The following is a 20,997-nucleotide window of genomic DNA, read 5'->3' as shown; positions in this document are numbered from 1 at the left end:
GGGGCTCGGGGAACGGCGACGGTTCGTGGCTGGCGGGGCAACGAGCGAAAGTGCCTAGCCATGCACGCGGGATGCGACCTTTTGCGAGGTCGGCGTCGCAGTTCCCCGAGCCCCTGTCTGCCGAACGCGGGTGCCGAAGAGTGCTCCTACTGCCGTGCTGCCCAGGGCAATGGCCATGCCGAGGAGCTGAACGGGCGTCAGCGCCTGATCGAGGGCGATCCAGCCGATCGCGGTGGCCGAGACCGGGCTGAGCAGGCCGAGGAAGGCGACCGAGGAGGCGGGCAGCTTGCCGATGCCGCGGAACCAGAGCCAGTACGCCACCAGGGTGTTGGGCACCGCGAGGTAGAGGTAGCCGAGCAGGTTGGTGCCGGTCAGGGCCGGCGGCATGCCTTCCACCAGCAAGGCCGCAGGAAGCAGCAGCAGCCCGCCCGCCGTCAGCTGCCAGCCCGTCATGGCCAGCGGGCCGACGCCCTCCGGGCGTCCCCAACGCTTCGTCAGTACGGTGCCGACCGCCATCGCCCCGGCCCCGGCCAGGCCGGCCAGGACGCCGATGGTGTCCAGTTGGGCGGTGGCCTTGAGGACCACCAGCGCGACCCCGAAGACTCCGGCCAGCCCCGCCAGCAGGGCCCGCCCGCCGGGCCGCTCGCCGAGCAGCGGGATCGCCAGCCCGGCCGCGAGCAGCGGCTGCACGGCGCCGAGCACCCCGGCCACTCCCCCGGGCAGCCGGTAGGCCGCGACGAACAGCAGGGCGAGGAAGAGCCCGATGTTGAGCGTGCCGAGCAGCGCGACCTTCCACCACCAACCGCCCTTCGGCAGGCGCCTGGTGACGGCCAGCAGGACCAGCCCGGCGGGCAGCGCCCGGAGCGTGGCGGTGAGCAGCGGCCGGTCCGGCGGCAAGTACTCGGTGGTGACCAGGTAGGTGGAGCCCCAGACGAGCGGGGCCAGAGCGGTGAGGGCCAGGGTGCCCCTGGAGGTCGGAAGCATGTAAGTAACTTAGCACTAAGCTACTTGCCGTCAAGCTTCTTTTCTGTGGCAGACTTTTGCCATGAGCCAGAGCCCTCCGCCCCCGGACGCAGTGGACGCGATCGCCGCGCAGTGGAACACGGTCCGCCCCGACCTCTCCACCGACTCGATGGAGGTGTTCGGCCGGATATTCCGGATCTCCCGCACCGTGACCGACCAGCTCGGCCAGGCCCACGCCGCGTTCGGCATCGGCACCGGCGAGTTCGACGTGATCGGCACGCTGCGCCGCTCCGGCGCCCCGTACACGCTCTCCCCGCGCGAGCTGACCGCCACCCTGATGCTCACCACCGGCGGCATGACCGGCCGGCTGGACAAGCTGGAGCGGGCCGGCCTGGTCACCCGCTCCCCCGACCCGAACGACCGCCGGGGCCTGCGGATCACCCTCACCCCGGAGGGGCTCGACCTGGCGGACCGGATGATCGGCTCCAACATCGGCGTCTACGACGGGGTGCTGGCCACCCTGACCCCCGAGGAGGCGGCCACCCTGAACGCCCTGCTCCGCCGCCTGCTGGCGTCGGCCGGGAGCTGACCGGGTACGGTTCCGGACGTGATTGACGACGCATCAGGGGTGGATGTCTTCGAGTCGTTGCGGCGCTACCTGGGTTCGGTGGCGTACCGGCTGCTCGGGTCGGTGGCCGACGCCGAGGACGTACTGCAGGAGGCGTGGCTGCGCTGGCGGTCCACCGACCGGAGCAAGGTGGAGGAGCCGCGCGCCTTCCTGACCACCGTGGTGACCCGGCTCTGCTACGACCAGCTGGGCTCGGCCCGGGTGCGCCGCGAGGCGTACTACGGCGAGTGGCTGCCCGAACCGCTGGTCTCCGAGGAGGACACCCCCGCCCACCTGGCCGAGCTCGGCGAGGAGGTGTCGATGGCGCTGCTCGCGGTACTGGAGCAGCTCACCCCGGCCGAGCGGACCGCCTTCGTGCTGCACGACGTGTTCTCGATCGGCTTCGAGGAGATCGCCGGCTCGCTGGACCGCACCCCGGACGCCACCCGCCAGCTGGCCTCGCGTGCCCGGCGCCGGGTGAAGACCGGCGGCCGGCGCGGCGCGGTCGACCAGGTGGCGCACCGCCAGGTGGTCTCCGCCTTCGCGACGGCGGCCACCGAGGGCGACCTCCAGGGGCTGGTCGCCCTGCTCGACCCGGACGTGGTCTGGCACTCGGACGGCGGCGGCATCGTCTCGGCCGGCGTCCGCCCGATCCTCGGCGCGGACAAGGTCTCCCGTCTGGTGGCCGGGCTCTACGCCAAGTTCCTCGGCCCGGCGAACGTCACCGGCAGCCCCGTCCTGGTGAACGGCGAACCGGGCCTGGCCTGGCACGACGCCGAGGGCCGGGTGCTGGGCGTGATCGCCTTCGCGGTCGAGGACGGCCGGATCACGGCCGCGTACACGGTGGTCAATCCGGAGAAGCTGACCCATGTGACCCAGCTCACTGTCACATCCTGAGCGGCTGCGCCGTCCACCTCCCGTAAGCAACGAACACGCTTCGCAGGAGGACGAGATGACCGGTCAGCAGCAGCACATCGTCGTGATCGGCGCCGGCTACGCGGGCCTGGCGGCGGCCGCCCGGATCGGCAAGCAGCACCGGGTCACCCTGGTCGCCCCGGAGAGCCGGTTCCTGCACCGGGTCCGCGAGCACGAGGCCGCGGCCGGCCGGCCCGCCCAGCGGCCCGAGCTGGCCAAGGTGCTGCGGGGCCGTCAGGTGACCCACCGCCAGGCCCGGGTCACCGAGCTCGACCTGGCCGGCCGCAAGGTCTTCCTGGACTCCGGCGAGGCGCTGAGCTACGACACCCTGGTGTACGCGCTGGGCAGCCGCACCGCCCTGCACGGCATCCCCGGCGCGGCCGAGCACGCCTACCCGGCCGAGCGGGCCGCCGAGCTGGCCGAGCGGATGCGCACCGCCGCGCAGCCCGGCACCGTCGCGGTGGTCGGCGGCGGCCCGACCGGCATCGAGCTGGCCACCGAGCTGGCCGAGGCGCACCCCGCCTGGCAGATCCGGATCGTGGCGGCCGGCCAGGTCGGCGGCTGGCTCTCCCCCAACGGCCGGGCGCACGTAAACCGGGTGTTCGGCCGGCTCGGGGTCCAGGCGCACGACCGGTCGGCCGTCACCGCCGTGACCGCGGCCGGGCTCCGCACCGACCAGGGCACCATCGACGCCGACCTGGTCGTCTGGGCCGCCTCGATGGAGCCGCGCGAGCTGGCCGCCGAGGCCGGCCTCGCGGTCACCCCCGACGGCCGGGCCGTGGTGGACGCCCACCTGCGCTCGGTCTCGCACCCCGAGGTGTACGTGATCGGCGACGCGGCCCAGGTCGTGGTCGAGGGCGTCGGCGAGCTGCGGATGAGCTGCGCCACCGCCCAGCCGATGGGCGTCTACCTGGGCAAGCTGCTGACCGGGGGCACCGACAAGCCGTTCGACTTCGGGTACGTGATCCACTGCCTGAGCCTGGGCCGCAAGGACGGCCTGGTCCAGCTGGTCCACAAGGACGACTCGATGAAGCCGAAGGTCCTGACCGGCACCACCGCGCGTCTGATCAAGGGCCTCATCGTCAACGGTGTCCTGTGGGGGCTGCGCTGACGGTACGCCGAAGGGCCCGGTCCGCCTGGACCGGGCCCTTCGGTGTCACCGTTACTTCTTCTCGCCCTTGGGGGCGTCCGCGTCGGTGGACAGTGCGGCGATGAAGGCCTCCTGCGGGACCTCCACCCGGCCGACCATCTTCATCCGCTTCTTGCCCTCCTTCTGCTTCTCCAGCAGCTTCCGCTTCCGCGAGATGTCACCGCCGTAGCACTTGGCGAGGACGTCCTTGCGGATCGCGCGGACCGTCTCACGGGCGATCACCCGGGAGCCGATCGCGGCCTGGATCGGCACCTCGAACTGCTGACGGGGAATCAGCTTCTGCAGCTTGCCGGCCATCATGACGCCGTAGTTGTACGCCTTGTCCTTGTGCACGATCGCGGAGAACGCGTCCACCGGGTCGCCGTGCAGCAGGATGTCGACCTTGACCAGGTCGGCGGTCTGCTCGCCGATCGGCTCGTAGTCGAAGGAGCCGTAGCCACGGGTCTTGGACTTCAGCATGTCGAAGAAGTCGAAGACGATCTCGGCCAGCGGGAGGGTGTAGCGCAGCTCCACCCGCTCCTCGGAGAGGTAGTCCATGCCCTGCATGTTGCCGCGACGGCTCTGGCAGAGCTCCATCACGGCGCCGACGAACTCGTTGGGCACCAGGATGGACCCGCGGACCACCGGCTCGTGCACCTCGGAGATCTTGCCCGTCGGGAACTCGCTCGGGTTGGTGACGGTGTGCTCGCTGCCGTCCTCCATCACCACGCGGTAGACCACGTTGGGGGCGGTGGAGATCAGGTCGAGGTTGAACTCGCGCTCCAGCCGCTCCCGGACGATCTCCAGGTGCAGCAGCCCGAGGAAGCCACAGCGGTACCCGAAGCCCAGCGCGACCGAGGTCTCGGGCTCGAACACCAGGGCGGCGTCGTTCAGCTGGAGCTTGTCGAGGGCGTCGCGCAGCAGCGGGTAGTCGCTGCCGTCCAGCGGGTACAGGCCGGAGAACACCATCGGACGCGGGTCCTTGTAGCCGCCCAGCGCCTCGGTCGCACCCTTGTGCATCGAGGTGATGGTGTCACCGACCTTGGACTGCCGGACGTCCTTCACACCGGTGATGATGTAGCCCACCTCGCCGACGCCGAGGCCGTCGGAGATCTTCGGCTCGGGCGAGATGACACCGATCTCCAGCAGCTCGTGCGTCGCACCGGTGGACATCATCTGGATGCGCTCGCGCTTGGTGAGCTCGCCGTCGACCACCCGGACGTAGGTGACCACGCCGCGGTAGGTGTCGTAGACCGAGTCGAAGATCATCGCGCGGGCCGGGGCGTTCTTGACGCCGACCGGCGCGGGGACCTTGGCGACCACGTGGTCCAGCAGGTCCGCGACGCCCAGGCCGCTCTTGGCGCTGACCTTCAGGACGTCCTCGGGTTCGCAGCCGATGATGTGCGCGATCTCGGCGGCGTACTTCTCCGGCTGGGCGGCCGGCAGGTCGATCTTGTTGAGGACCGGGATGATCGTGAGGTTGTTCTCCAGCGCCAGGTACAGGTTGGCGAGGGTCTGCGCCTCGATGCCCTGGGCCGCGTCCACCACGAGGATGGTGCCCTCGCAGGCGGCGAGCGAACGGGACACCTCGTAGGTGAAGTCCACGTGGCCCGGGGTGTCGATCATGTTCAGGATGTGGGTCTTCCCCGCACCCTCGCCGACCGTCGGCGCCCACGGGAGGCGGACCGCCTGCGACTTGATGGTGATGCCGCGCTCGCGCTCGATGTCCATCCGGTCGAGGTACTGGGCGCGCATCTGCCGGGGGTCCACCACGCCGGTGATCTGGAGCATCCGGTCGGCGAGGGTGGACTTGCCGTGGTCGATGTGGGCGATGATGCAGAAGTTGCGGATCAGCGCCGGGTCGGTACGGCTGGGCTGTGGCACATTGCTGGGGGTCGCGGGCACCTTGGTCCGATTCTCCGTGGGTCCGGGGGCCGGGCGCTCCGGCCCGGCGCTGACGGCGCCGAGCGGCTTCCCGGGGACCGGACGGTCTCGTCCGATCGAAATGGTTCCTGCCATCTTCCCACGAGCCCGGACCGGCGCGGTGTCCAGCTCTTCCGCTGCGCGGCCCGGCTGCGGCAGGATCGGCTTCCATGATCTTGGAGAGTGCACTGCTCGACGTCCGCCCGGGCCTGGAAGACGACTTCCTGGCCGCCTTCACCGAGGCCCGGCCGCTGATCGCGGTCCAGCGCGGCTTCCGCTCGCTGGAGCTGCGCCGCTGCCTGGACCAGGGCCGCGGCTCACGCTTCCTGCTCCAGGTGGAGTGGGAGACCCTGGAGGACCACACCGAGGGCTTCCGCCGTTCGGCCGAGTACCAGCGGTGGCGCGAGCTGCTGCACCGCTTCTACGAGCCCTTCCCCGAGGTCGAGCACTACAGCGAGGCGCTGCTCACGGCGTAGCCGGTTTGGGCCGGGGCTGTCGGCTTTGGTAGCGTTGGCCGCTGCACCTGGCACCGGCATGCCCTCTCAGCCTGCCGGCGGCCGTCCGGTGCAACCCGTTCAATCTCTCGACTCAAGACTGAGGCTATTTTCGTGGCGAACATCAAGTCCCAGATCAAGCGCAACAAGACCAACGAGAAGGCGCGCCTGCGCAACAAGGCCGTCAAGTCCTCGCTGAAGACCGCGATCCGCAAGGCCCGCGAGGCCGCCGCTGCCGGCGACACCGCGAAGGCCACCGAGCTCGCCCGGGCCGCCTCCAAGGCGCTCGACAAGGCCGCGAGCAAGGGCATCATCCACAAGAACCAGGCCGCCAACAAGAAGTCCGCGATCACCAAGCGTGCCGCGGCCTGACGTTCGGCCCCCCGGTCGACGGGCACGGCGGCCCTCTACCCGCCTCCGACGACCAGCCCTCACGTCAACTTTCCGGCCCTCTACCCGGAACTCGTGAGGCGTAGGACTCCGTACCGCACGCGGCCTGCGTTCGCCACGCGGGTGCGGTACACGACAGGCGTCGTAGCTCCGGCTACGGCGCCTGTCGCCGTCTGTACGGGTGTGCCCTCACCCTCTGCCACCTTGCGTTCACCGATAGGGTTCGCTCCGACGTGGCCAGCACGCATCCCGGTTGGGGGCTCATCAGATGTCGCATCAGCTGCCGGCACCGACGGACACCGGTCCGGTGTTCCCCGGCCTCCCCACCCCGCTGCCGTACGGGCCGCCGCCCCGGGCCACCGCCCGGCCCCGGCGCCGCCGTCCGCTGCTCTGGGGGGTGCTGAGCGCGCTGCTGACCTCGGCGGTCTGGGCCGTCGCGGTGCTGACCGTGCCGGGCATCGTGGTCCTCCCGGACGGGCCCGCGCCCGAGATCGGCGACTACCGGGTGGTCGAGGACCTCTGCGCCACCGCCAAGCTGAGCCGCTTCACCCAGCTCTACCCCGCGCAGTCCGGCACGCCGTACCACTACTCGACCCGGCACGCGGCGCTGGACGACATGTACTGCAGCAAGTACCTGAAGAAGAGCGCCGGGGAGACCGAGTACTCCTCGCTCTACATGCAGGCGCAGCTGCACCGGAAGGTGAACCCCCGGGCCGAGTTCGACGCCCAGCAGTCCGGGCTGCGGCAGCGGAAGTACCTGATCACCGAGGTTCCCGACCTGGGCGACCAGGCGTACGTCGGCTACCTGGACGACCGGAGCAGCTCGGACCGGACCTGGCACTACCTCACCCAGGTGCTGTACGTCCGGGACGGCGGGCTGACGTACTACCTGAGCTGGTCCGGCTCGTACCAGGAGGGCAAGGCCGTCGCCCCCGACCGGGAGACCGTGCGGCAGGCGCTGCTGATGGACAGCCGGGACGTGCTCCGCGCGCTGGCCGGGCTCTGACGCCGGGTCGACCGTCAGCGCATCCGGAAGACCGGGCCGCGCGGGGTGAACGGGAGCCCCGCGCCCTGCGGGACCAGGTAGGCGTGCTCGCGGCGGACCCGGAGCACGTCGCACTCGCCGTCGGTGATCAGCAGGACGGGGGCGCCGGGCGGGAAGTCCTCGGCCCGCTCCAACAGGTCCACGCCCGGCTGGAGGACGGTGCCGCCCCGGCCGCGGATCCGGACCCGGCCGGCGATCTCGTCGGTGGGCAGGTACCCGGCGTCGTGCGGGGCCGCGTCGCAGAACACCACCCGGGCGGCGGTGACGTCCCGGGCGGCGGCGTACGAGGCGATCGCGCCGAGCGCCTTGCCGAGCAGCTGACGGCTCATCGACCCGGAGGTGTCCAGCAGCACGCCGAAGGTGCAGCAGGCCACCTCCTCCGGCGGGAAGTACCGTCCGGCGCGCGGGATGTCGGGAGTGGCGGCCTGTCGGCGGGACGGCCGGGCGTAGCTCCGGACCGGCTGCGGGGAGGGCACGAACTCGTCGAACCAGCGGGCGAGTTGTGCGTCCCAGGGCAGCGGCGGGTGGGCCAGTGCGCGGATCTCCTCGACCAGCCCGGCGGGCAGCAGGCCGCGTTCGCGCTGATGCAGCTCGAAACCCTGCTGGAGGCCGCGCCGGTAGAAGTCGTCCAGGTCCACGTAGTCGCGCGGGCGGCCCAGCGGTTCGCCGATCAGGTCGGACTTCCCCTTGCCCGCCAGGGTGGCGAGCCGGCGGATCCGGCGCTGGTCGCGGACGATCCGGTCGTAGACCTCCTCGGCCGACAGGCCCGCCAACTGCGGGTCGTGCAGCAGCCCTTCGGGCATCTCGCCGATGCCCATCTCCAACAGCCAGCCGTTGATCACGTAGTCCGCGGCGACGTTGAACAGGTACGGGTCGCGGGCTCCGCAGCGCTCGCCGTGCCGCAGGGCGGCGTGCAGCATCTCGTGCGCCAGGATGAACCGCCACTCCCCGTCCGTGTGGTGGCGCAGCGGGTTGAGGTAGATCTCCCCGGCCTCGGCGTTCACGGCGGCCACCGAGATGCCCTGGGCGCGGGCCAGTTCGGCGTCGGCGACCAGGGTGATCCCGGCCGCGATGCCGCCGAGCAGCGGGTAGGAGGAGATGAACCAGTTGAGCGCCCTGGTCCACGGGCGCTCGGGCAGCCGTTCGCCGGTCAGCTCCTCGCGGCGGCCGCCCGCCACGTCCATCGCGGCGGACATGGTGCGGGTGAGCGCGGCGGCGAAGGCGGTGGTCCAGTCCTCGGGTTCGGACCAGTTGGGCCAGGGCACCAGCAGTTGGTCGGGGCTGCCGCCGCCCGTGCCGGGGATCCGGGGCAGCCCGTCCCGGCGCCAGCGGGCGGCCAGCTCCTCCTCGTCACCGGCCGGGACGGCGGGCGGCAGTTCGAACGGGGCGCGGCCGGTCGGGAAGGTGGCCAGGAAGCGGTTCACCACGGCGCACCGGGCGGTCCGCAGGTACGCGTCCGGGGCGGTTCGGCGGCCCCGCTCGGCGGGCACGTGGCCGAAGCCGAGGTGGAGCAGGCAGTGCGCCAACACCCAGGCCCACTCGGCCGGTTCGGCCCGGCGCCGGCGGTTGGCGTGCACGGTGCCGGCCGAGTCGACCACGGCCCAGCCGTCCGGTGGGGCCTGCTCGCAGTCCTGGTCCCGGCAGACCGTGAAGTTCAGGGCGGCGAAGGCGTGGTTGCCACGGAGCAGCCCGAGCCCTTCGGTGAACGCCTCCGCCACTGGGTCCCGCTGCGGGGTGGCGGGCTTCACCGGCGGGCCTCGACCAGGCGCGGCAGGTCGCGGGCAGCCTCGATCAGGAACCAGGCGGGCAGCACCGGGTTCCCGTCCGGACCGTCCGCGATCACCGTCTGGGCCACCTCGACCGAGATCTCGGCCAGCTGGACCAGCAGGGTCTTGGCCCGGAACGCGGTCTGGCGCAGGGAGTTGGAGGCGTGCTCCTTGCGGGCCGGCAGCTCCTTGACCAGCCGGCCGCGGAACGAGTCGGCCAGGTAGTAGAGCAGGTCGCGGTCCTCCAGCCGGTGCGGCCAGCGGGCGTCGCCCTTGAGGATCGCGTCCAGGCCGTAGGAGTTGCGGACGATCTTCGCGTAGCCGCAGAACGCCACCGCGTGCGGCGGGGTGAGCAGCCCGTGCGCGAGCACCTTGAGGGTCGTCTCGTCCAGGGTCGGGCCGAAGGAGTGCAGGCTGTCGGAGAGCATGTGCCAGGCCCGGGGGGTCGAGAACGGCTCCTCGGTCTTCGGCGGTGCGGACCACAGGTGGTCCGGGCGGTCGGTGAGGTAGTCGACCACCCAGGGGTGGATGCCGTTGGCCCCGGCCCAGTCGAGCCAGTCGGTGGCGCTGGCCCGCAGGTGGACGTGGACCAGGCGGTTGACCAGCGCCGAGGCCATCGGCCGGGCCAGCGCCCCGTCGGTGGACCGGTTCCCGGCACCGATCACGATCGAGCCCGGCGGCAGCTCGTACGAGCCGATCCGGCGGTCCAGGATCAGCGAGTAGAACGCCTTCTGCACGTCCGGGGTGGCCGCGTTGAGCTCGTCCAGGAAGAGGCAGTACGGCTCGTCCCGGGCGATCGACTCCGGCGGGCAGAACCGCGACCGCCCCTCCGGGGTGATCTGCGGGATGCCGATCAGGTCCTCCGGTGCCAGCTGGGTGCCGATCAGGCTGACGCACTCCAGCCCGAGCGAGTCGGCGAACTCCCGTACCAGGGAGGACTTCCCGATCCCCGGCGCGCCCCACAGGAACACCGGCCTGACGGTGGCCAGGCCCAGCAGCAGCTCGGGGACCTGGGACGGCGAGACGGTGACGGCACCCTGCAAGGCGGGGACTCCTTCGGAGTTTTCGGGGGGATTCCGCGCCAGTCTGCGGGACGCCCCGACGGGCCGCACCTTGTTTTCCGCGCGTCCGATCCGTGGTCACCGGCCTTCGCGGTCTGCCCTTTTGGCCGGATCCGGGGGGACCGTCCGGGCAGTGTTCCGCCGAAGAGCCTAGTTGGTCTAGTCCAATTTCTGGCACACTGGCGCAACGCCCGACACGTGAAGCGGAGCACCGACTTGCGCAGGATCTGCCTGACCCTTCCCACCAACCGCGCCTGCACCACCACGATTTCGGACATCGGCGCGGAAGCCGCCTACGCCGCCGAGCAGTTCGGCGTCGAGGTCAGGCTGCTGATCCTCGACTCCTCCGACGAGTCGACCTTCACCGAGCACGCCAAGGCCGTCGGCGAGCTGCCGGTGCTGCCGCACGTGATCGTGCACCACCTCGACGAGGCCGCCCAGCGCGACTTCCTGCGGACGGTGATCGACCGCTCCGGCGCGGCCGACCCGGAGCTGCTGCTTGACCTGATGCTCCCGGACGCCGTCTCCTACGGCGCCTGCACCAACCGGGCGTTCCTGATCGCCGGCGCACTCGGCTGCGCCTCGATCCACCGCCGGGACTCGGACAGCGGCTACCAACTCCTGGACGGCGAACCGGTGTTCCCGATCCACCACGAGCTGCTCTCGCTCGGCAGGACGGGCACCGACGCGGCCGACGGTGTCACGGACAACGCGCTCGACCCGGCGCACGGGGCCAAGCCGGTCTCCATGGTCGGCAGCTCCTTCATCGGCGAACTGTCCGTGGACGTCGGCGAGATCCGCGAACTGGACCCCGCGATCTACCACGAGGTGGTCAGCCTCTGGGCCCCGCCCGAGTGGTCGCGGGAGGAGATCGACGGCCTGGTCGAGGAGTCCTTCATCGGCGGTGGCACCGATCCGTTCACCCACGACGTGTCGGTGCTGGACGTGCCCGACATCTGGCGGATCGACATGTGCAACATCGGCTTCGACCGCGAGCTGTACGAGCGCGTCCCGCTGCCGCCCGCGACCGCCACCATCGGCAGCGACTACTTCCTGCTGCACGTGGTGCGGCACGCCCCGCTCCCGGCGGTCGTGCACAACCGGCACATCGTCAACTACTACACCCCGGAACGGCGGACCGGCGACGGGTTCCTCGCCTACCAGGTGCGGTTCGTGAAGTTCCTGCTGTCGATGCTCTACTTCCACCCCGTCTACTTCGCCCTGGAGGCGGCCGGCCCCGCGCTGCTCGACGCGGAGCACCACGTGCGCGCCGCGGCCATCGCCGAGTTCGCCCGGCAGACCGCCGGGGCGGACCGGGCGGAGAACGTCCGGCGGCTGGACGTGGTCGACCGCTGCTACCGCCAACTGGGCGGCAAGTACGCCGAGTTCGCCGACCACCTGGCACCGCTCCGGGACCGCCTGCTGGACGAGGCGCAGGCCGACATCGAGTCCTTCGCGCGGCTGATCGACGCCTGGGGTCCCCTGGTGGCGGCCGCCCGGGCCGTCGGGCTGGAGCGGGCGCCCGGCGACGGCATCCGGATCCGTCCGCTGGTCGAGCGGGACTGGGACGAGCTGGTGGCGCTGGAGGCCCGCGCCTACGCCGAGAGCGGCCTCTCCGAGGGCGGCGAGACGCTGCGGTCGCGGGCCGCGGTCTCCCCCGCCACGTGCTTCGCGCTGGAGTACGAGGGGGAGTTCGGCGGCTACCTGCTGGCCCTGCCGTACCCGCTGGGCCGGTGCCCGGACCTGAGCCTGGCGGAGACCTCGGGCTTCGCTTCGGAGAACCTGCACGCGCACGACTTCGTGATCACCGAGGAACTGCGCGGCCGGGGGCTGACCCCGCACTTCGTCCGGCAGATCGAGGCGGCCGCGCGCGCCCGGGGCTTCGAGCGGCTCTCCATGGTCGCCGTGCAGCGCAGCCACGTGCTCTGGGCCCGGCTCGGCTACACCGCCCACCGGGAGGTCGAACTCCCGGCGAGCTACGGCGCGGAGGCGGTCTACATGTCCAAGGCGCTCTGACCGGTCCGCCCCCGAGCTCGAAGACCCCCACCGAAGACGAAGAAGGCTGATTCACACATGCTCCGCGTTCACGACCCCTTCCGTAGAGCCCAGTTGGCGATCGCCGCGCTGTTCTTCTTCCTCGGGTTCCAGTACGCCACCTGGGTCTCCCGGCTCCCCGCGCTGAAGACGGAGCTGGACCTCACCGAGGCGCAGCTCGGGCTGCTGCTGATGGCCGGCGGCGTGGGCGCGGCGGCCTCCTACCCGCTGGTGGCGCCGGCGATGAGGCGGCTGGGCTCACGGCGCCTGTCGCTGCTGGCCGCCCTCGCGCTGGCCGTGATCCTGCTGGTGCTGGCCGTGACGCCGAACTACCCCGTCACCCTGCTGGTGATCTGCCTGGACGGGGTGGCGGTGGGCTTCCTGAACGTCGCGATGAACGCCCAGGGCGCCGCCCTCGAGGTCGAGTACCGGCGCACCGCGATGGCCAGGTTCCACGCCACCTTCAGCGCCGGTTCGCTGGCCGCCGCGCTGGTCGCCTCCGGCGTCACCTTCTTCACCTCGGCGCTGGCCGTGCACTTCGGCGTGACCACCGTGCTGCTGCTCCTGGCGGTCGGGCTCACCCGGTCCGGACTGCTGACGGGTGATCAGCAGCCCGCGCAGGACGCGGAGCCGGGTGAGCAGCCCGCCAAGCGCGGGCTGACGCTGCCGACCCGGGTGACCGTCTGGATGGGCCTGGCGATGGTGTTCGGCACCATCACCGAAGGCGCCATGAACGACTGGTCGACGCTCTACCTCAAGGACGTGGTCAGCGCCTCGGCCCAGGTCGCACCGCTGGGCATCGCCGTGGTCTCCGGGATGATGGTGCTGGCCCGGATCTTCGCGGACGGCTGGCGCGCCCGCTGGGGCGACGGCCGGATCGTGGTCGCGGGCAGCGCGCTGGCCGGCGCCGGGCTCGCCACCGCCCTGCTGGTCGGCGGGGTCGTCCCCGCGCTGATCGGCTTCGCCTGCGTCGGCCTGGGCACCGCGGCGATCACCCCGTGCGTCTACGTGGCCGCCGCCCGCCAGGGCCCGGACGCGCTGGCGCTGGTCGCCGCGATGGGCACCATCGGCCTGCTGGCCGGCCCGGCGGTCATCGGCTTCATCGCGGACGGCAGCAGCCTGGTCTGGGGCATGGCCGCCGTCGCGGCCTCGGCCGGGCTGGTCTCGCTGTGCAGCACCCGGATCCGCTGGCAGGCCCTCGCCGAGGTGTGACCGGCACTGTAGACCCGCCCGCTCGTACCGGCGGCCCGCCCGGGTGCCCGTCAGTACGAGCGGGCGCCCGCGCGGGAGGCCCTGGCCACCGCGACCACGGCGCGCTCCAGGGCGTAGGCCGGGTCACCGGAGCCGCCCTTGACGTCGGCGTCGGCCCGGGCGATCGCGGTGAGGGCGGTGGCGACCCCGTCGCCCGTCCAGCCGCGCATCTGCTGGCGGACCCGGTCCACCTTCCACGGCGGCATGCCCAACTCCCGGGCCAGGTCGCCCGGCCGCATGTTCCGGCCCGCGCTGGCCAGCCGGCCGATGCTGCGGACGCCGGAGGCGAGCGCGTAGGTGATACCGGTCGGCGGCTGACCGACCGCCAGGGCCCAGCGCAGCCGCTCCAGCGCCTCGGCCGTCCGGCCGGTGACGGCCAGGTCGGCCACCTCGAAGCCGGTGGCCTCGGCCCGGCCGCCGTAGTAGCGGGCGACCGCGGTCTCGTCGATCGCACCCTCGATGTCGGCGGTCAACTGGCTGCAGGCGGCGGCCAGCTCGCGCAGGTCGCTGCCGAGCGCGTCCAGCAGGGCCTGGCAGGCCTCGGGGGTGGCGGACCGGCCCAGGGTGCGGAACTCGCCCTTGATGAAGGCCAGTTTCTCCCCGGCCTTGGTGAGCTTGGGGCAGGTCACCTCGCGGGCGCCGAGCTTGCGCCCGGCGTCCAGCAGGCCCTTGCCCTTGGCACCACCGGCGTGCACCAGCACCACCATGACCTCCTCGGCGGGCGAGTCGAGGTAGGCCCGGAGCTCCTTGACCGAATCCGCCCCGAGGTCCTGCGCGGCCCGGACCACGATCACCTTGCGCTCGGCGAAGAGCGAGGGCGTGGTCAACTCGGCCAGGCTGCCGGGCTGCAGGGCACCGGGGGCGAGGTCGCGTACGTCGGTGTCCGGATCGGCCGCCCGGGCGGCGGCGACCACGGCGGCGACCGCGCGGTCGAGCAGCAGCTCCTCCTGGCCGACCACCAGGGTCAGCGGGGCGAGCAGGTCGTCGGGTGCACTCTTCCTGGCCATCGCCAACCAGGATCGCACGTGCCGCCGACAGCACCCCGCCAATGCGTGCCCGGCGGTCCGTGGACAATAGTGCCGTGACCATGAACCTCACCCGCCAACTGCTCGTGTTCCCCGACCGTGACTCCGCCGAGGAGGTGACGGAGGAGCTGTCCGCCCGCTGGCCCGAGCTGGGCGAGATCGAGCTCGTCCGGGACGCCCTGGCCGGGGAGGACGACGCGGAGGACGCGCAGTGGCTGGTGGTGCTGGAGGCGCCCGAGGAGGGCGGCTGGACGGCGGAGCAGCTCGCCGCCCTGGACCGGCTGAGCGCGGAGCAGGACGGCTGGCGCGAGGAGGGCTGACCGGGGCCGGCCGGAGCCTGGGCTGACCGGGTCCCGCGCTGACTGGGATCGGTAATCCCTGGCTGAGCGTCAGCTACTGCGGAATCATGATCCGCATGGACATGGACCGCCGCGAGCTCGCCGACTTCCTCCGCCGCTGCCGGGAGCGGATCAGCCCCCAGGACGTCGGGCTGTCGGCCGGCACCCGGCGGCGGACTCCCGGGCTGCGCCGCGAGGAGGTGGTCCAGCTGGCGGGGATGTCGGCCGACTACTACATCCGGCTGGAGCAGGCCCGCAGCCCCCAGCCCTCGCCGCAGATCCTCTCCTCGCTGGCCCGCGCCCTGCGGCTGAGCGAGGACGAACGGGACCACCTCTACCTGCTCGCCGGCCACCGCCCACCGGCCGGGCGGCAGGTCGGCGGGCACATCGAGCCCGGCCTGCTCTACCTGCTCGACCGGCTCAAGGAGACCCCGGCCCAGCTGATCAGCGACCTGGGCCAGCTGCTGGCCCAGAACGACATGGCCACCGCCCTGTTCGGCAGCGTCTGCTCGCTCCGGCCGAACGAGAGCAACGTCATCGAACGCTGGTTCACCGACCCCTCGCTCCGCGCGGCCTACCCCGCCGAGGAGCACGACCAGCTGAGCCGGGTCCAGGTCGCCGACCTGCGGGCCGCCGTGGCCCGGCGGGGCGCTGACGCGGCGTCGACCGAGCTGGTACGGCGGATATCCGCCGCCAGCGAGGAGTTCCGCACCCTGTGGGAACTGCACGAGGTGGCCGTCCGCCGGACCAGCCGGATGCGCGTCAGCCACCCGGCCATCGGCCCCATCAACCTGGACCTCCAGACCCTGGCCACCCCGGCTGAGGACCAGCGACTGCTGATCTTCACCCCGCCCCCGGGCACCCCGGACATCAACCACCTGGAACTGCTCCGGGTGATCGGCAGCGAGCAGTTCAGCAGCGCCGGGGAGTAGCGCGTCACGGCTCCGCTCCTTGGGTGACGGCGTGCAGCGTAGTGGCGCTGCCGATGACGGCGATCGCCCCGGACCGGTCGGTCCGCAGCACCGTCGCGCCGAGCGAGCGGAGCCGGTCGACGGTGGCCGGGGACGGGTGGCCGTACGGGTTCTCCGGGCCGCAGGAGATCAGGGCCAGCCGGGGGTGCAGGGCGCTGGTGAGTTCCTCGTCCTGGTGGGCCGAGCCGTGGTGGGCGACCTTGAGGACCTCCACCTGAGGCGGCGTCAGCCGGGCTCGCAGGGCTGCCTGCGCCGGTGGTTCGAGGTCGCCGAGCAGGGCGATCCGGAGCACGTCGGGTGGTCGGCCGACGGTGGCGATCAGGGCGATGCTGGCGTTGTTGGCCCCCGGGGCGGTCGGGTCGAGCGGGTCGGTGGGCCAGAGCAGCTGCCAGGAGAGGTCGGGGCCCGCGCTGCGCCGCTCGTCCGGCCGGGCCGGCAGCACCGGGACCTGGGCGGCGGCGGACCAGGCCAGCACCCGGGCCCGTTCGCCCGGCGGCGAGTCCAGGGTGGTGACCTGGACGGCCCCGACCGTACGGCCGCGCAGCACACCGGGCAGGCCCTCGACATGGTCCGCGTGATAGTGGCTCAGGATGATCAACGGCACGGTGGTGATGCCCAGTTCGCGCAGGCAGCGGTCGGCGGCGAGCGGGTCGGGACCGGTGTCCACCACGATCGCGCTGTCGGCGGGCGAACCGATCGGGAGCACGGACATGTCGCCCTGGTCCACATCGCACATGACGAACCGCCAGTCGGGCGGCGGCCAACCGGTGGCGAGCCGGGCGAGCGGAGCCGGGCGGAGCACGGCGAGCAGCAGGGTCAGGGTGAGGAGGGTGGCGGCGACCGGCCGGAACCGGCTCGCGGCCCGGAGCGGGCGAGCGGACCAGGCCAGCGCAAGGGTGGCCAGCGCGAGCAGGGCGGCCCCGAACAGGCCGCCGGGCCAATTGAGTTGGGCCCCGGGGAGGGCCGCGCCGTGCCGGGCGACGGCGGCCAGCCAGCCGGTGGGGACGGCCGCCAGATCGGCCAGCAGCCGGGCGGCGGGGCGGGACAGCGGATCGACGGCGAGCGTGGCGAAGCCGAGCAGGGTGGCCGGTGCGACGGCCGCCTCGGCGAGCAGGTTGCAGGGGATGGCGACCAGGCTGATCCGGGGCGCCAGCAGGATGGTGGCCGGGGCGCAGAGGGCCTGGGCGGCGGCGGTGGCCCCGGCTGCGGCCGCCAGGTACTCGGGCCAGCCCCGGGCCCGCAGAGCGGCGGACCAGCGCGGGCCGAGCGTGAGCAGACCGGTGGTGGCGAGGACGGAGAACAGGAAGCCGAAGGACCGGGCCAGGTACGGGTCGAACAGGAGCAGCAGCAGGACGGCCGAGCAGAGCGCGGGCAGCGCCTGCCGGGGACGTCCGGTGGCCAGTGCGAGCAGGCCGACCAGCCCGGTGGCGGCGGCCCGCAGCACGCTCGGCTCCGGGCGGCAGACCGTCACGAACGCCACCGTGAGCGCGGCCCCGACCAGGGCGGTGGTGCGCAGCGGCAGCCCGAGCAGGCCCGCCAGGCCGCCCCTGGCGGTGCTGCCCGCCCGGCTGGGCGTGCCGAGCAGGACGGCCAGCACGATGGCGAGATTGGCCCCGGAGACCGCGGTCAGGTGCCCCAGGTCGGTGGCCCGGAACGCCTGGTCGAGATCGGCGGGCAGTCGGGTGGTGTCACCCACCACCAGGCCGGGGAGCAGACCCCGGGGGTCGGTGGCGAGGTGGTCGGTGGCCGCCCGCAGGCCCGCCCGCAGCCGGGCGGCCAACTGCTGGGCGTGGCCGGGGGCTTCGAGCTGTCGGGGTGGCCCCTGCGCCAGCAGGGCGGCGGCGGTGCTGCGGTACTCCTCGGTGGCGGGCAGCAGTCGGACGTCCGCCCGCAGCCGGGTGGACGGGATCACCTCGCGCCAGGCGGCGACGTCCTGGGCGCGGACCACCACGGTGACGGGCGTCGTGGTGGCCACCTCCGCGCCGACCCGGTCGACGGTGGCGGCGAGGGTGAGCATGGACTGCCCGGGGGTGGTGCCCCGGGCGTGCGAGGTACGGGGTTTGGGGTCGCCGGTGACGGTGAGTTCGACGGTCAGCTGGGGTGGGGCCTCGGAGCGGGCGAGCGCGGGGATCGGGCCCCGGTGCAGGTCGGCGGTGTGCAGGGTGGTGCCGGCCGTCGCGGCGGCCGCGGCCAGCAGGGTGGCGGCGATCAGGGCGCCGGACGGAGCGGTGCGGTGCAGCAGGACGAGGGCGGTGACGACGAGCAGGGCCGCCGCACCCAGCAGCAGCGGACGGTGCTGCGCACCGAGGCCGAGCACGGCGGCGGTGACCGCCCAGACCGCGACCGTGGGCGCCAGCAGCCGGAGGTCGGCGGGCTCGGCCGGGTGGGGCGCGACCGGGTGAACCGTCACAGCGTCAGCAGCGCCCGGAGCTCGGCGTACTTCCGGTCACCGATGCCGCTGATCTGACGGAGCTGGTCGAGGGAGCGGAACGGGCCGTGCTCCTGACGGTGCTGCAGAATGCGCTGAGCCAGCGTCGGGCCCACCCCGGGCAGGGCGTCGAGCTGCTCCCTGGTGGCCAGGTTGACGCTGACGGGCCCGGCCCGGGCACCCGGCGCGGCCCCGGCGACGGCTCCCGCGCCGACCAGGATCTGCTCGCCGTCGGTGAGCACCCGGGCGAGGTTGAGCCCGTCGGTGGCCGTGTCGGGCAGCGGACCGCCCGCCAGCACGAGCGCGTCGGCCACCCTGGCTCCGCTCGGCAGTGTCCGCAGGCCCGGGTGCCGGACCTTCCCCGCGACATCCACCACCACGGTCGGCCCCGACGCCGGCCCCGGCGGCGCTCCCGACGCCGGCCCTGCCCCCGAGCGCGGCCCGGTCGAGGCCGGGGCCGATGCCGAGGAGCCCGCGGCCACCGTGGCCGGGACGGCGACCGCCGAGGGACGGCCGAGCCAGAAGTGCTGCACGGCGTACCCGACCGCGAGCAACAGCAGCACCGACAGGCCGAGCACCGCCCGCCGGTCGAACAGCAGACCGCGCACAGCCGGAGGCGGCGCGGGCGGCGGCAGCACGTCCTCGGACGGCTCGGGAGGATCGATCGGCGGGGCCGCCCGAGCTGCCGGATCCGCCTGAGCCGGTGTCAGGAAGAGATAGGTCAGCCGCCCACGGACGGTCTCGGCGGTCTCCTGGCGACGGGCTGCGCCCGGGGTCATCGTTCTCATGCCGAAGACGGTACGAGCGCCCGGCAAGAAGCCCGGCCAACCAGCCATCAGCTGTGGAAAACCCTGGGGTTGTGGACAACCCTGGTCCCTCGAAGGAGGGAGTTTCAGCGCGGTGCGACCACCACGGCCAGCAGCCCGGGACCGACGTGGGCGCCGATCACCGCGCCCACCTCCACCACCGACAGCTCGCGCAGCCCCGGCACCCGCGCCCGCAGCCGCTCCGCCAACGGCTCGGCCCGGTCCTCGGCGGCCAGGTGGTGCACGGTGATGTCCACCTCGTCGGTGCCCGCCTTCTCGACCGCGATCTCCTCCAGCCGGGCGATCGCCCGGGAGGCCGTCCGGACCTTCTCCAGCGGTTCGATCCGGCCGCCGGAGAGGTGCAGCAGCGGCTTGACCGAGAGCGCGGAGCCGAGCAGCGCCCGCGCGGCGCCGATCCGGCCACCCCGCCGCAGGTACTCCAGGGTGTCCACGTAGAAGAAGCCGCTGGTCCGCTCCGCCCTGGCGGTCGCGGCGGCGGCCACCGCGTCCAGGTCGAGCCCGTCCTCGATGGCCTGAGCCGCCGTCAGGACGCAGTGGCCGAGCGCCATGCCGACCAGGCGGCTGTCGACCACCCGGACCGGGATCCCGGCCTCGGCGGCGGCCAGCCTGGCCGCTTCGCCGGTGCCGGACAGCTCGGCGGAGATGTGCGCCGAGACGATGCCAGTGGCCCCGGCCTCGGCGGCGGCCCGGTAGGCGGCGGCGAAGGTCTCCGGGCTGGGGCGGGAGGTGGTCACCCGTTGCTTGCCGCGGAGCGCCTCGGCGACGTCCTTCGGGGAGATCTCGACGCCCTCGGTCAGGACCGTGTCACCGACCACCACGCTGAGCGGGACCACCGTGATCCGGTGCCGGTCGATGGCCTGCTGCGGAAGGTAGGCCGTGGAGTCGGTGACGAGGGCGAGGCGGTGGGACATGAGCCGGAGGGTACTCCCCGCTCGTCGGGTGCGGACACCACGGGTCGGTTCGGCGGCGGCTCAGGCGGACCGCTTGCGCAGTCGCTGGGCGAGGTCGGTCAGTCCGAGCAGTTCCTCGGCGCTCACCCCGCGCTTGGCCGCGATGCCCGGCCGCTCGGCCTGCGGGGCCGAAGAGGCAGAGGCAGACGAAGAGGCGGAGTCCCAGTGCCGGAGCGCCCCCGCCTCGCTCTCGCACTCCTCCGCGAGCCGCGCGAGCTCGTCGTCGGCGAAGCGCTGCATCCGGTCCTGCGCCGCCCAGCGCATCGACTCGGCCGCGTGCGTGATCCGGTCGGCCCGCTCGCGCAGCTCCGGGAGCTTGCCGGCGACCCGGCCGGCCTCCGGCTCGAATTCCAGGGCCCGCAGCTCGCCGTCCAGTTCGGCGGCGTGCGCGTCCAGGCGGGTCAACAGCTGGAGCGACTCGGCCAGTTGGGAGTCCTCGGCGAGCCCGGCCGCGAGCACCTTGCGGGTGCTGTCGAGCGAGGAACGGAGCGCGAGGCGGACGGTGGAGATCTGGCCGTGGGCACCCGGCTTGGCGAAGGACTTGGCCTTCAGCGCGGTGTTCTCGAAGGCGCGGCGGGCCTTGGCCTCCTCCTGCGAGATCTTGGCGGCGGCGGCCTTCCCCAGCTTGACGGCACCGACCCCGAGCATGACCAGCAGCCCCACACCGAACAACAGGGCCAGACCGAGAACCACGCCGAGCACGTCCATCGCGAGCCACCTTCCACCACACCACGTCGGCCACCGCAGCCGTACGCCCACCGCTCCCCCGGAGAACGGCGGTGCGACCACCCAGGGTTCCAAGGTAGCCGCACCGATCGCCGGAACCACCCGTCGGAACGGCCGGGCGGGCAGGAATCAGGCAGAGATAGGGGGCGGGGTC

Annotated in this window: 19 protein-coding genes and 1 pseudogene; 11 read left to right on the top strand and 9 right to left on the bottom strand. The window is 72.9% G+C overall.

Going from position 1 to position 20,997, the window contains the following annotated elements:
• Positions 1-54: 54 nt before the first annotated feature.
• Entirely contained in the window at positions 55-984 is a 930-nt protein-coding gene (locus F4556_RS24505) for an EamA family transporter (protein ID WP_184919598.1), read from the bottom strand.
• Positions 985-1,045: 61 nt separating this feature from the next.
• Between F4556_RS24505 and F4556_RS24500 the strand changes: the two genes are divergently transcribed.
• The 3 genes from F4556_RS24500 to F4556_RS24490 are packed head-to-tail and all read left to right on the top strand — an operon-like array spanning position 1,046 to position 3,596.
• Positions 1,046-1,552 (top strand): MarR family winged helix-turn-helix transcriptional regulator, encoded by a 507-nt coding sequence (locus tag F4556_RS24500; protein WP_184919596.1) that lies wholly within the window; start codon positions 1,046-1,048, stop codon positions 1,550-1,552.
• An 18-nt stretch (positions 1,553-1,570) separates the two neighbouring features.
• A complete protein-coding gene (locus F4556_RS24495; protein ID WP_313068566.1) occupies positions 1,571-2,467 on the top strand; it encodes a sigma-70 family RNA polymerase sigma factor in 897 nt (298 codons plus the stop codon).
• 55 nt (positions 2,468-2,522) lie between these two features.
• Complete coding sequence (locus tag F4556_RS24490) at positions 2,523-3,596, top strand: NAD(P)/FAD-dependent oxidoreductase (protein WP_184919594.1); 1,074 nt, start codon at positions 2,523-2,525, stop codon at positions 3,594-3,596.
• 51 nt (positions 3,597-3,647) lie between these two features.
• On the opposite strand, the gene lepA is transcribed toward F4556_RS24490, so the two are convergent.
• Positions 3,648-5,519, bottom strand: a complete 1,872-nt coding sequence (gene lepA, locus F4556_RS24485) for a translation elongation factor 4 (protein ID WP_184919592.1) — start codon at positions 5,517-5,519, stop codon at positions 3,648-3,650.
• 188 nt (positions 5,520-5,707) lie between these two features.
• Between lepA and F4556_RS24480 the strand changes: the two genes are divergently transcribed.
• The 3 genes from F4556_RS24480 (at position 5,708) to F4556_RS24470 (ending at position 7,427) form a co-directional block, all read left to right on the top strand.
• Positions 5,708-6,013, top strand: a complete 306-nt coding sequence (locus F4556_RS24480; protein WP_184919590.1) for an antibiotic biosynthesis monooxygenase family protein — start codon at positions 5,708-5,710, stop codon at positions 6,011-6,013.
• 132 nt (positions 6,014-6,145) lie between these two features.
• Positions 6,146-6,403, top strand: a complete 258-nt coding sequence (gene rpsT, locus F4556_RS24475; RefSeq protein WP_184919588.1) for a 30S ribosomal protein S20 — start codon at positions 6,146-6,148, stop codon at positions 6,401-6,403.
• A 286-nt stretch (positions 6,404-6,689) separates the two neighbouring features.
• Entirely contained in the window at positions 6,690-7,427 is a 738-nt protein-coding gene (locus F4556_RS24470) for a hypothetical protein (protein ID WP_184919586.1), read from the top strand.
• A gap of 14 nt (positions 7,428-7,441) precedes the next feature.
• On the opposite strand, the gene F4556_RS24465 is transcribed toward F4556_RS24470, so the two are convergent.
• Together F4556_RS24465 and F4556_RS24460 are read right to left on the bottom strand one after the other, a co-directional pair.
• The gene (locus F4556_RS24465; RefSeq protein WP_184919584.1) at positions 7,442-9,214 is read right to left on the bottom strand and encodes a vWA domain-containing protein; all 1,773 of its coding nucleotides are present in this window, start codon (positions 9,212-9,214) and stop codon (positions 7,442-7,444) included.
• Positions 9,211-10,275, bottom strand: a complete 1,065-nt coding sequence (locus tag F4556_RS24460) for an ATP-binding protein (RefSeq protein ID WP_184919582.1) — start codon at positions 10,273-10,275, stop codon at positions 9,211-9,213. The genes F4556_RS24465 and F4556_RS24460 overlap by 4 nt, the downstream gene beginning before the upstream one ends.
• Positions 10,276-10,509: 234 nt before the next feature.
• Here F4556_RS24460 and F4556_RS24455 point away from each other — a divergent pair.
• The 3 genes and pseudogenes from F4556_RS24455 to F4556_RS24445 all read left to right on the top strand — a co-directional run.
• Positions 10,510-11,805: pseudogene (locus F4556_RS24455) on the top strand (DUF6271 family protein); the annotation flags it as partial.
• On the top strand, positions 11,779-12,309 hold the full coding sequence (locus F4556_RS39765; RefSeq protein WP_376775802.1) for a GNAT family N-acetyltransferase: 531 nt from the start codon (positions 11,779-11,781) through the stop codon (positions 12,307-12,309). The pseudogene F4556_RS24455 and the gene F4556_RS39765, both read left to right, overlap by 27 nt.
• A gap of 57 nt (positions 12,310-12,366) precedes the next feature.
• The gene (locus F4556_RS24445) at positions 12,367-13,539 is read left to right on the top strand and encodes an MFS transporter (protein WP_184919580.1); all 1,173 of its coding nucleotides are present in this window, start codon (positions 12,367-12,369) and stop codon (positions 13,537-13,539) included.
• Positions 13,540-13,589: 50 nt separating this feature from the next.
• Here the strand turns inward: F4556_RS24445 and holA are convergent, their stop codons facing one another.
• Complete coding sequence (gene holA, locus F4556_RS24440; RefSeq protein WP_184919578.1) at positions 13,590-14,585, bottom strand: DNA polymerase III subunit delta; 996 nt, start codon at positions 14,583-14,585, stop codon at positions 13,590-13,592.
• An 80-nt stretch (positions 14,586-14,665) separates the two neighbouring features.
• On the opposite strand from holA, the gene F4556_RS24435 reads away from it, so the two are divergent.
• Positions 14,666-14,923, top strand: coding sequence for a hypothetical protein (locus tag F4556_RS24435; protein WP_184925100.1), 258 nt, complete (start codon positions 14,666-14,668; stop codon positions 14,921-14,923).
• 95 nt (positions 14,924-15,018) lie between these two features.
• On the top strand, positions 15,019-15,873 hold the full coding sequence (locus F4556_RS24430) for a helix-turn-helix transcriptional regulator (protein WP_184919576.1): 855 nt from the start codon (positions 15,019-15,021) through the stop codon (positions 15,871-15,873).
• A 4-nt stretch (positions 15,874-15,877) separates the two neighbouring features.
• Here F4556_RS24430 and F4556_RS24425 read toward each other — a convergent pair whose 3' ends face one another.
• From F4556_RS24425 to F4556_RS24410, 4 genes are all read right to left on the bottom strand, one after another.
• Positions 15,878-18,322 carry a ComEC/Rec2 family competence protein gene (locus tag F4556_RS24425; RefSeq protein WP_184919574.1) on the bottom strand — a complete coding sequence of 815 codons (2,445 nt, stop codon included), beginning with the start codon at positions 18,320-18,322 and terminating at the stop codon, positions 15,878-15,880.
• A complete protein-coding gene (locus tag F4556_RS24420; protein ID WP_184919572.1) occupies positions 18,319-19,128 on the bottom strand; it encodes a ComEA family DNA-binding protein in 810 nt (269 codons plus the stop codon). The genes F4556_RS24425 and F4556_RS24420 overlap by 4 nt, the downstream gene beginning before the upstream one ends.
• 104 nt (positions 19,129-19,232) lie before the next feature.
• A complete protein-coding gene (locus tag F4556_RS24415; protein ID WP_184919569.1) occupies positions 19,233-20,078 on the bottom strand; it encodes a DegV family protein in 846 nt (281 codons plus the stop codon).
• Positions 20,079-20,138: 60 nt separating this feature from the next.
• Positions 20,139-20,825, bottom strand: coding sequence for a hypothetical protein (locus F4556_RS24410; protein ID WP_184919568.1), 687 nt, complete (start codon positions 20,823-20,825; stop codon positions 20,139-20,141).
• Positions 20,826-20,997: the final 172 nt, after the last annotated feature.

Source organism: Kitasatospora gansuensis, from assembly GCF_014203705.1.
GTDB classification, from domain to species: Bacteria; Actinomycetota; Actinomycetes; order Streptomycetales; family Streptomycetaceae; genus Kitasatospora; species Kitasatospora gansuensis.
The sequence above is the reverse complement of the archived record's forward strand: the minus strand, read 5'-3'. Positions and strand labels throughout refer to the sequence as shown.

Coding starts and splice junctions, on each gene's coding strand:
- F4556_RS24505 (WP_184919598.1), bottom strand. CDS start 984: ATGCTTCCGACCTCCAGGGGCACCCTGGCCCTCACCGCTCTGGCCCCG.
- F4556_RS24500 (WP_184919596.1), top strand. CDS start 1,046: ATGAGCCAGAGCCCTCCGCCCCCGGACGCAGTGGACGCGATCGCCGCG.
- F4556_RS24490 (WP_184919594.1), top strand. CDS start 2,523: ATGACCGGTCAGCAGCAGCACATCGTCGTGATCGGCGCCGGCTACGCG.
- F4556_RS24480 (WP_184919590.1), top strand. CDS start 5,708: ATGATCTTGGAGAGTGCACTGCTCGACGTCCGCCCGGGCCTGGAAGAC.
- F4556_RS24470 (WP_184919586.1), top strand. CDS start 6,690: ATGTCGCATCAGCTGCCGGCACCGACGGACACCGGTCCGGTGTTCCCC.
- F4556_RS24445 (WP_184919580.1), top strand. CDS start 12,367: ATGCTCCGCGTTCACGACCCCTTCCGTAGAGCCCAGTTGGCGATCGCC.
- holA (WP_184919578.1), bottom strand. CDS start 14,585: ATGGCCAGGAAGAGTGCACCCGACGACCTGCTCGCCCCGCTGACCCTG.
- F4556_RS24435 (WP_184925100.1), top strand. CDS start 14,666: ATGAACCTCACCCGCCAACTGCTCGTGTTCCCCGACCGTGACTCCGCC.
- F4556_RS24430 (WP_184919576.1), top strand. CDS start 15,019: ATGGACATGGACCGCCGCGAGCTCGCCGACTTCCTCCGCCGCTGCCGG.
- F4556_RS24420 (WP_184919572.1), bottom strand. CDS start 19,128: ATGAGAACGATGACCCCGGGCGCAGCCCGTCGCCAGGAGACCGCCGAG.
- F4556_RS24415 (WP_184919569.1), bottom strand. CDS start 20,078: ATGTCCCACCGCCTCGCCCTCGTCACCGACTCCACGGCCTACCTTCCG.
- F4556_RS24410 (WP_184919568.1), bottom strand. CDS start 20,825: ATGGACGTGCTCGGCGTGGTTCTCGGTCTGGCCCTGTTGTTCGGTGTG.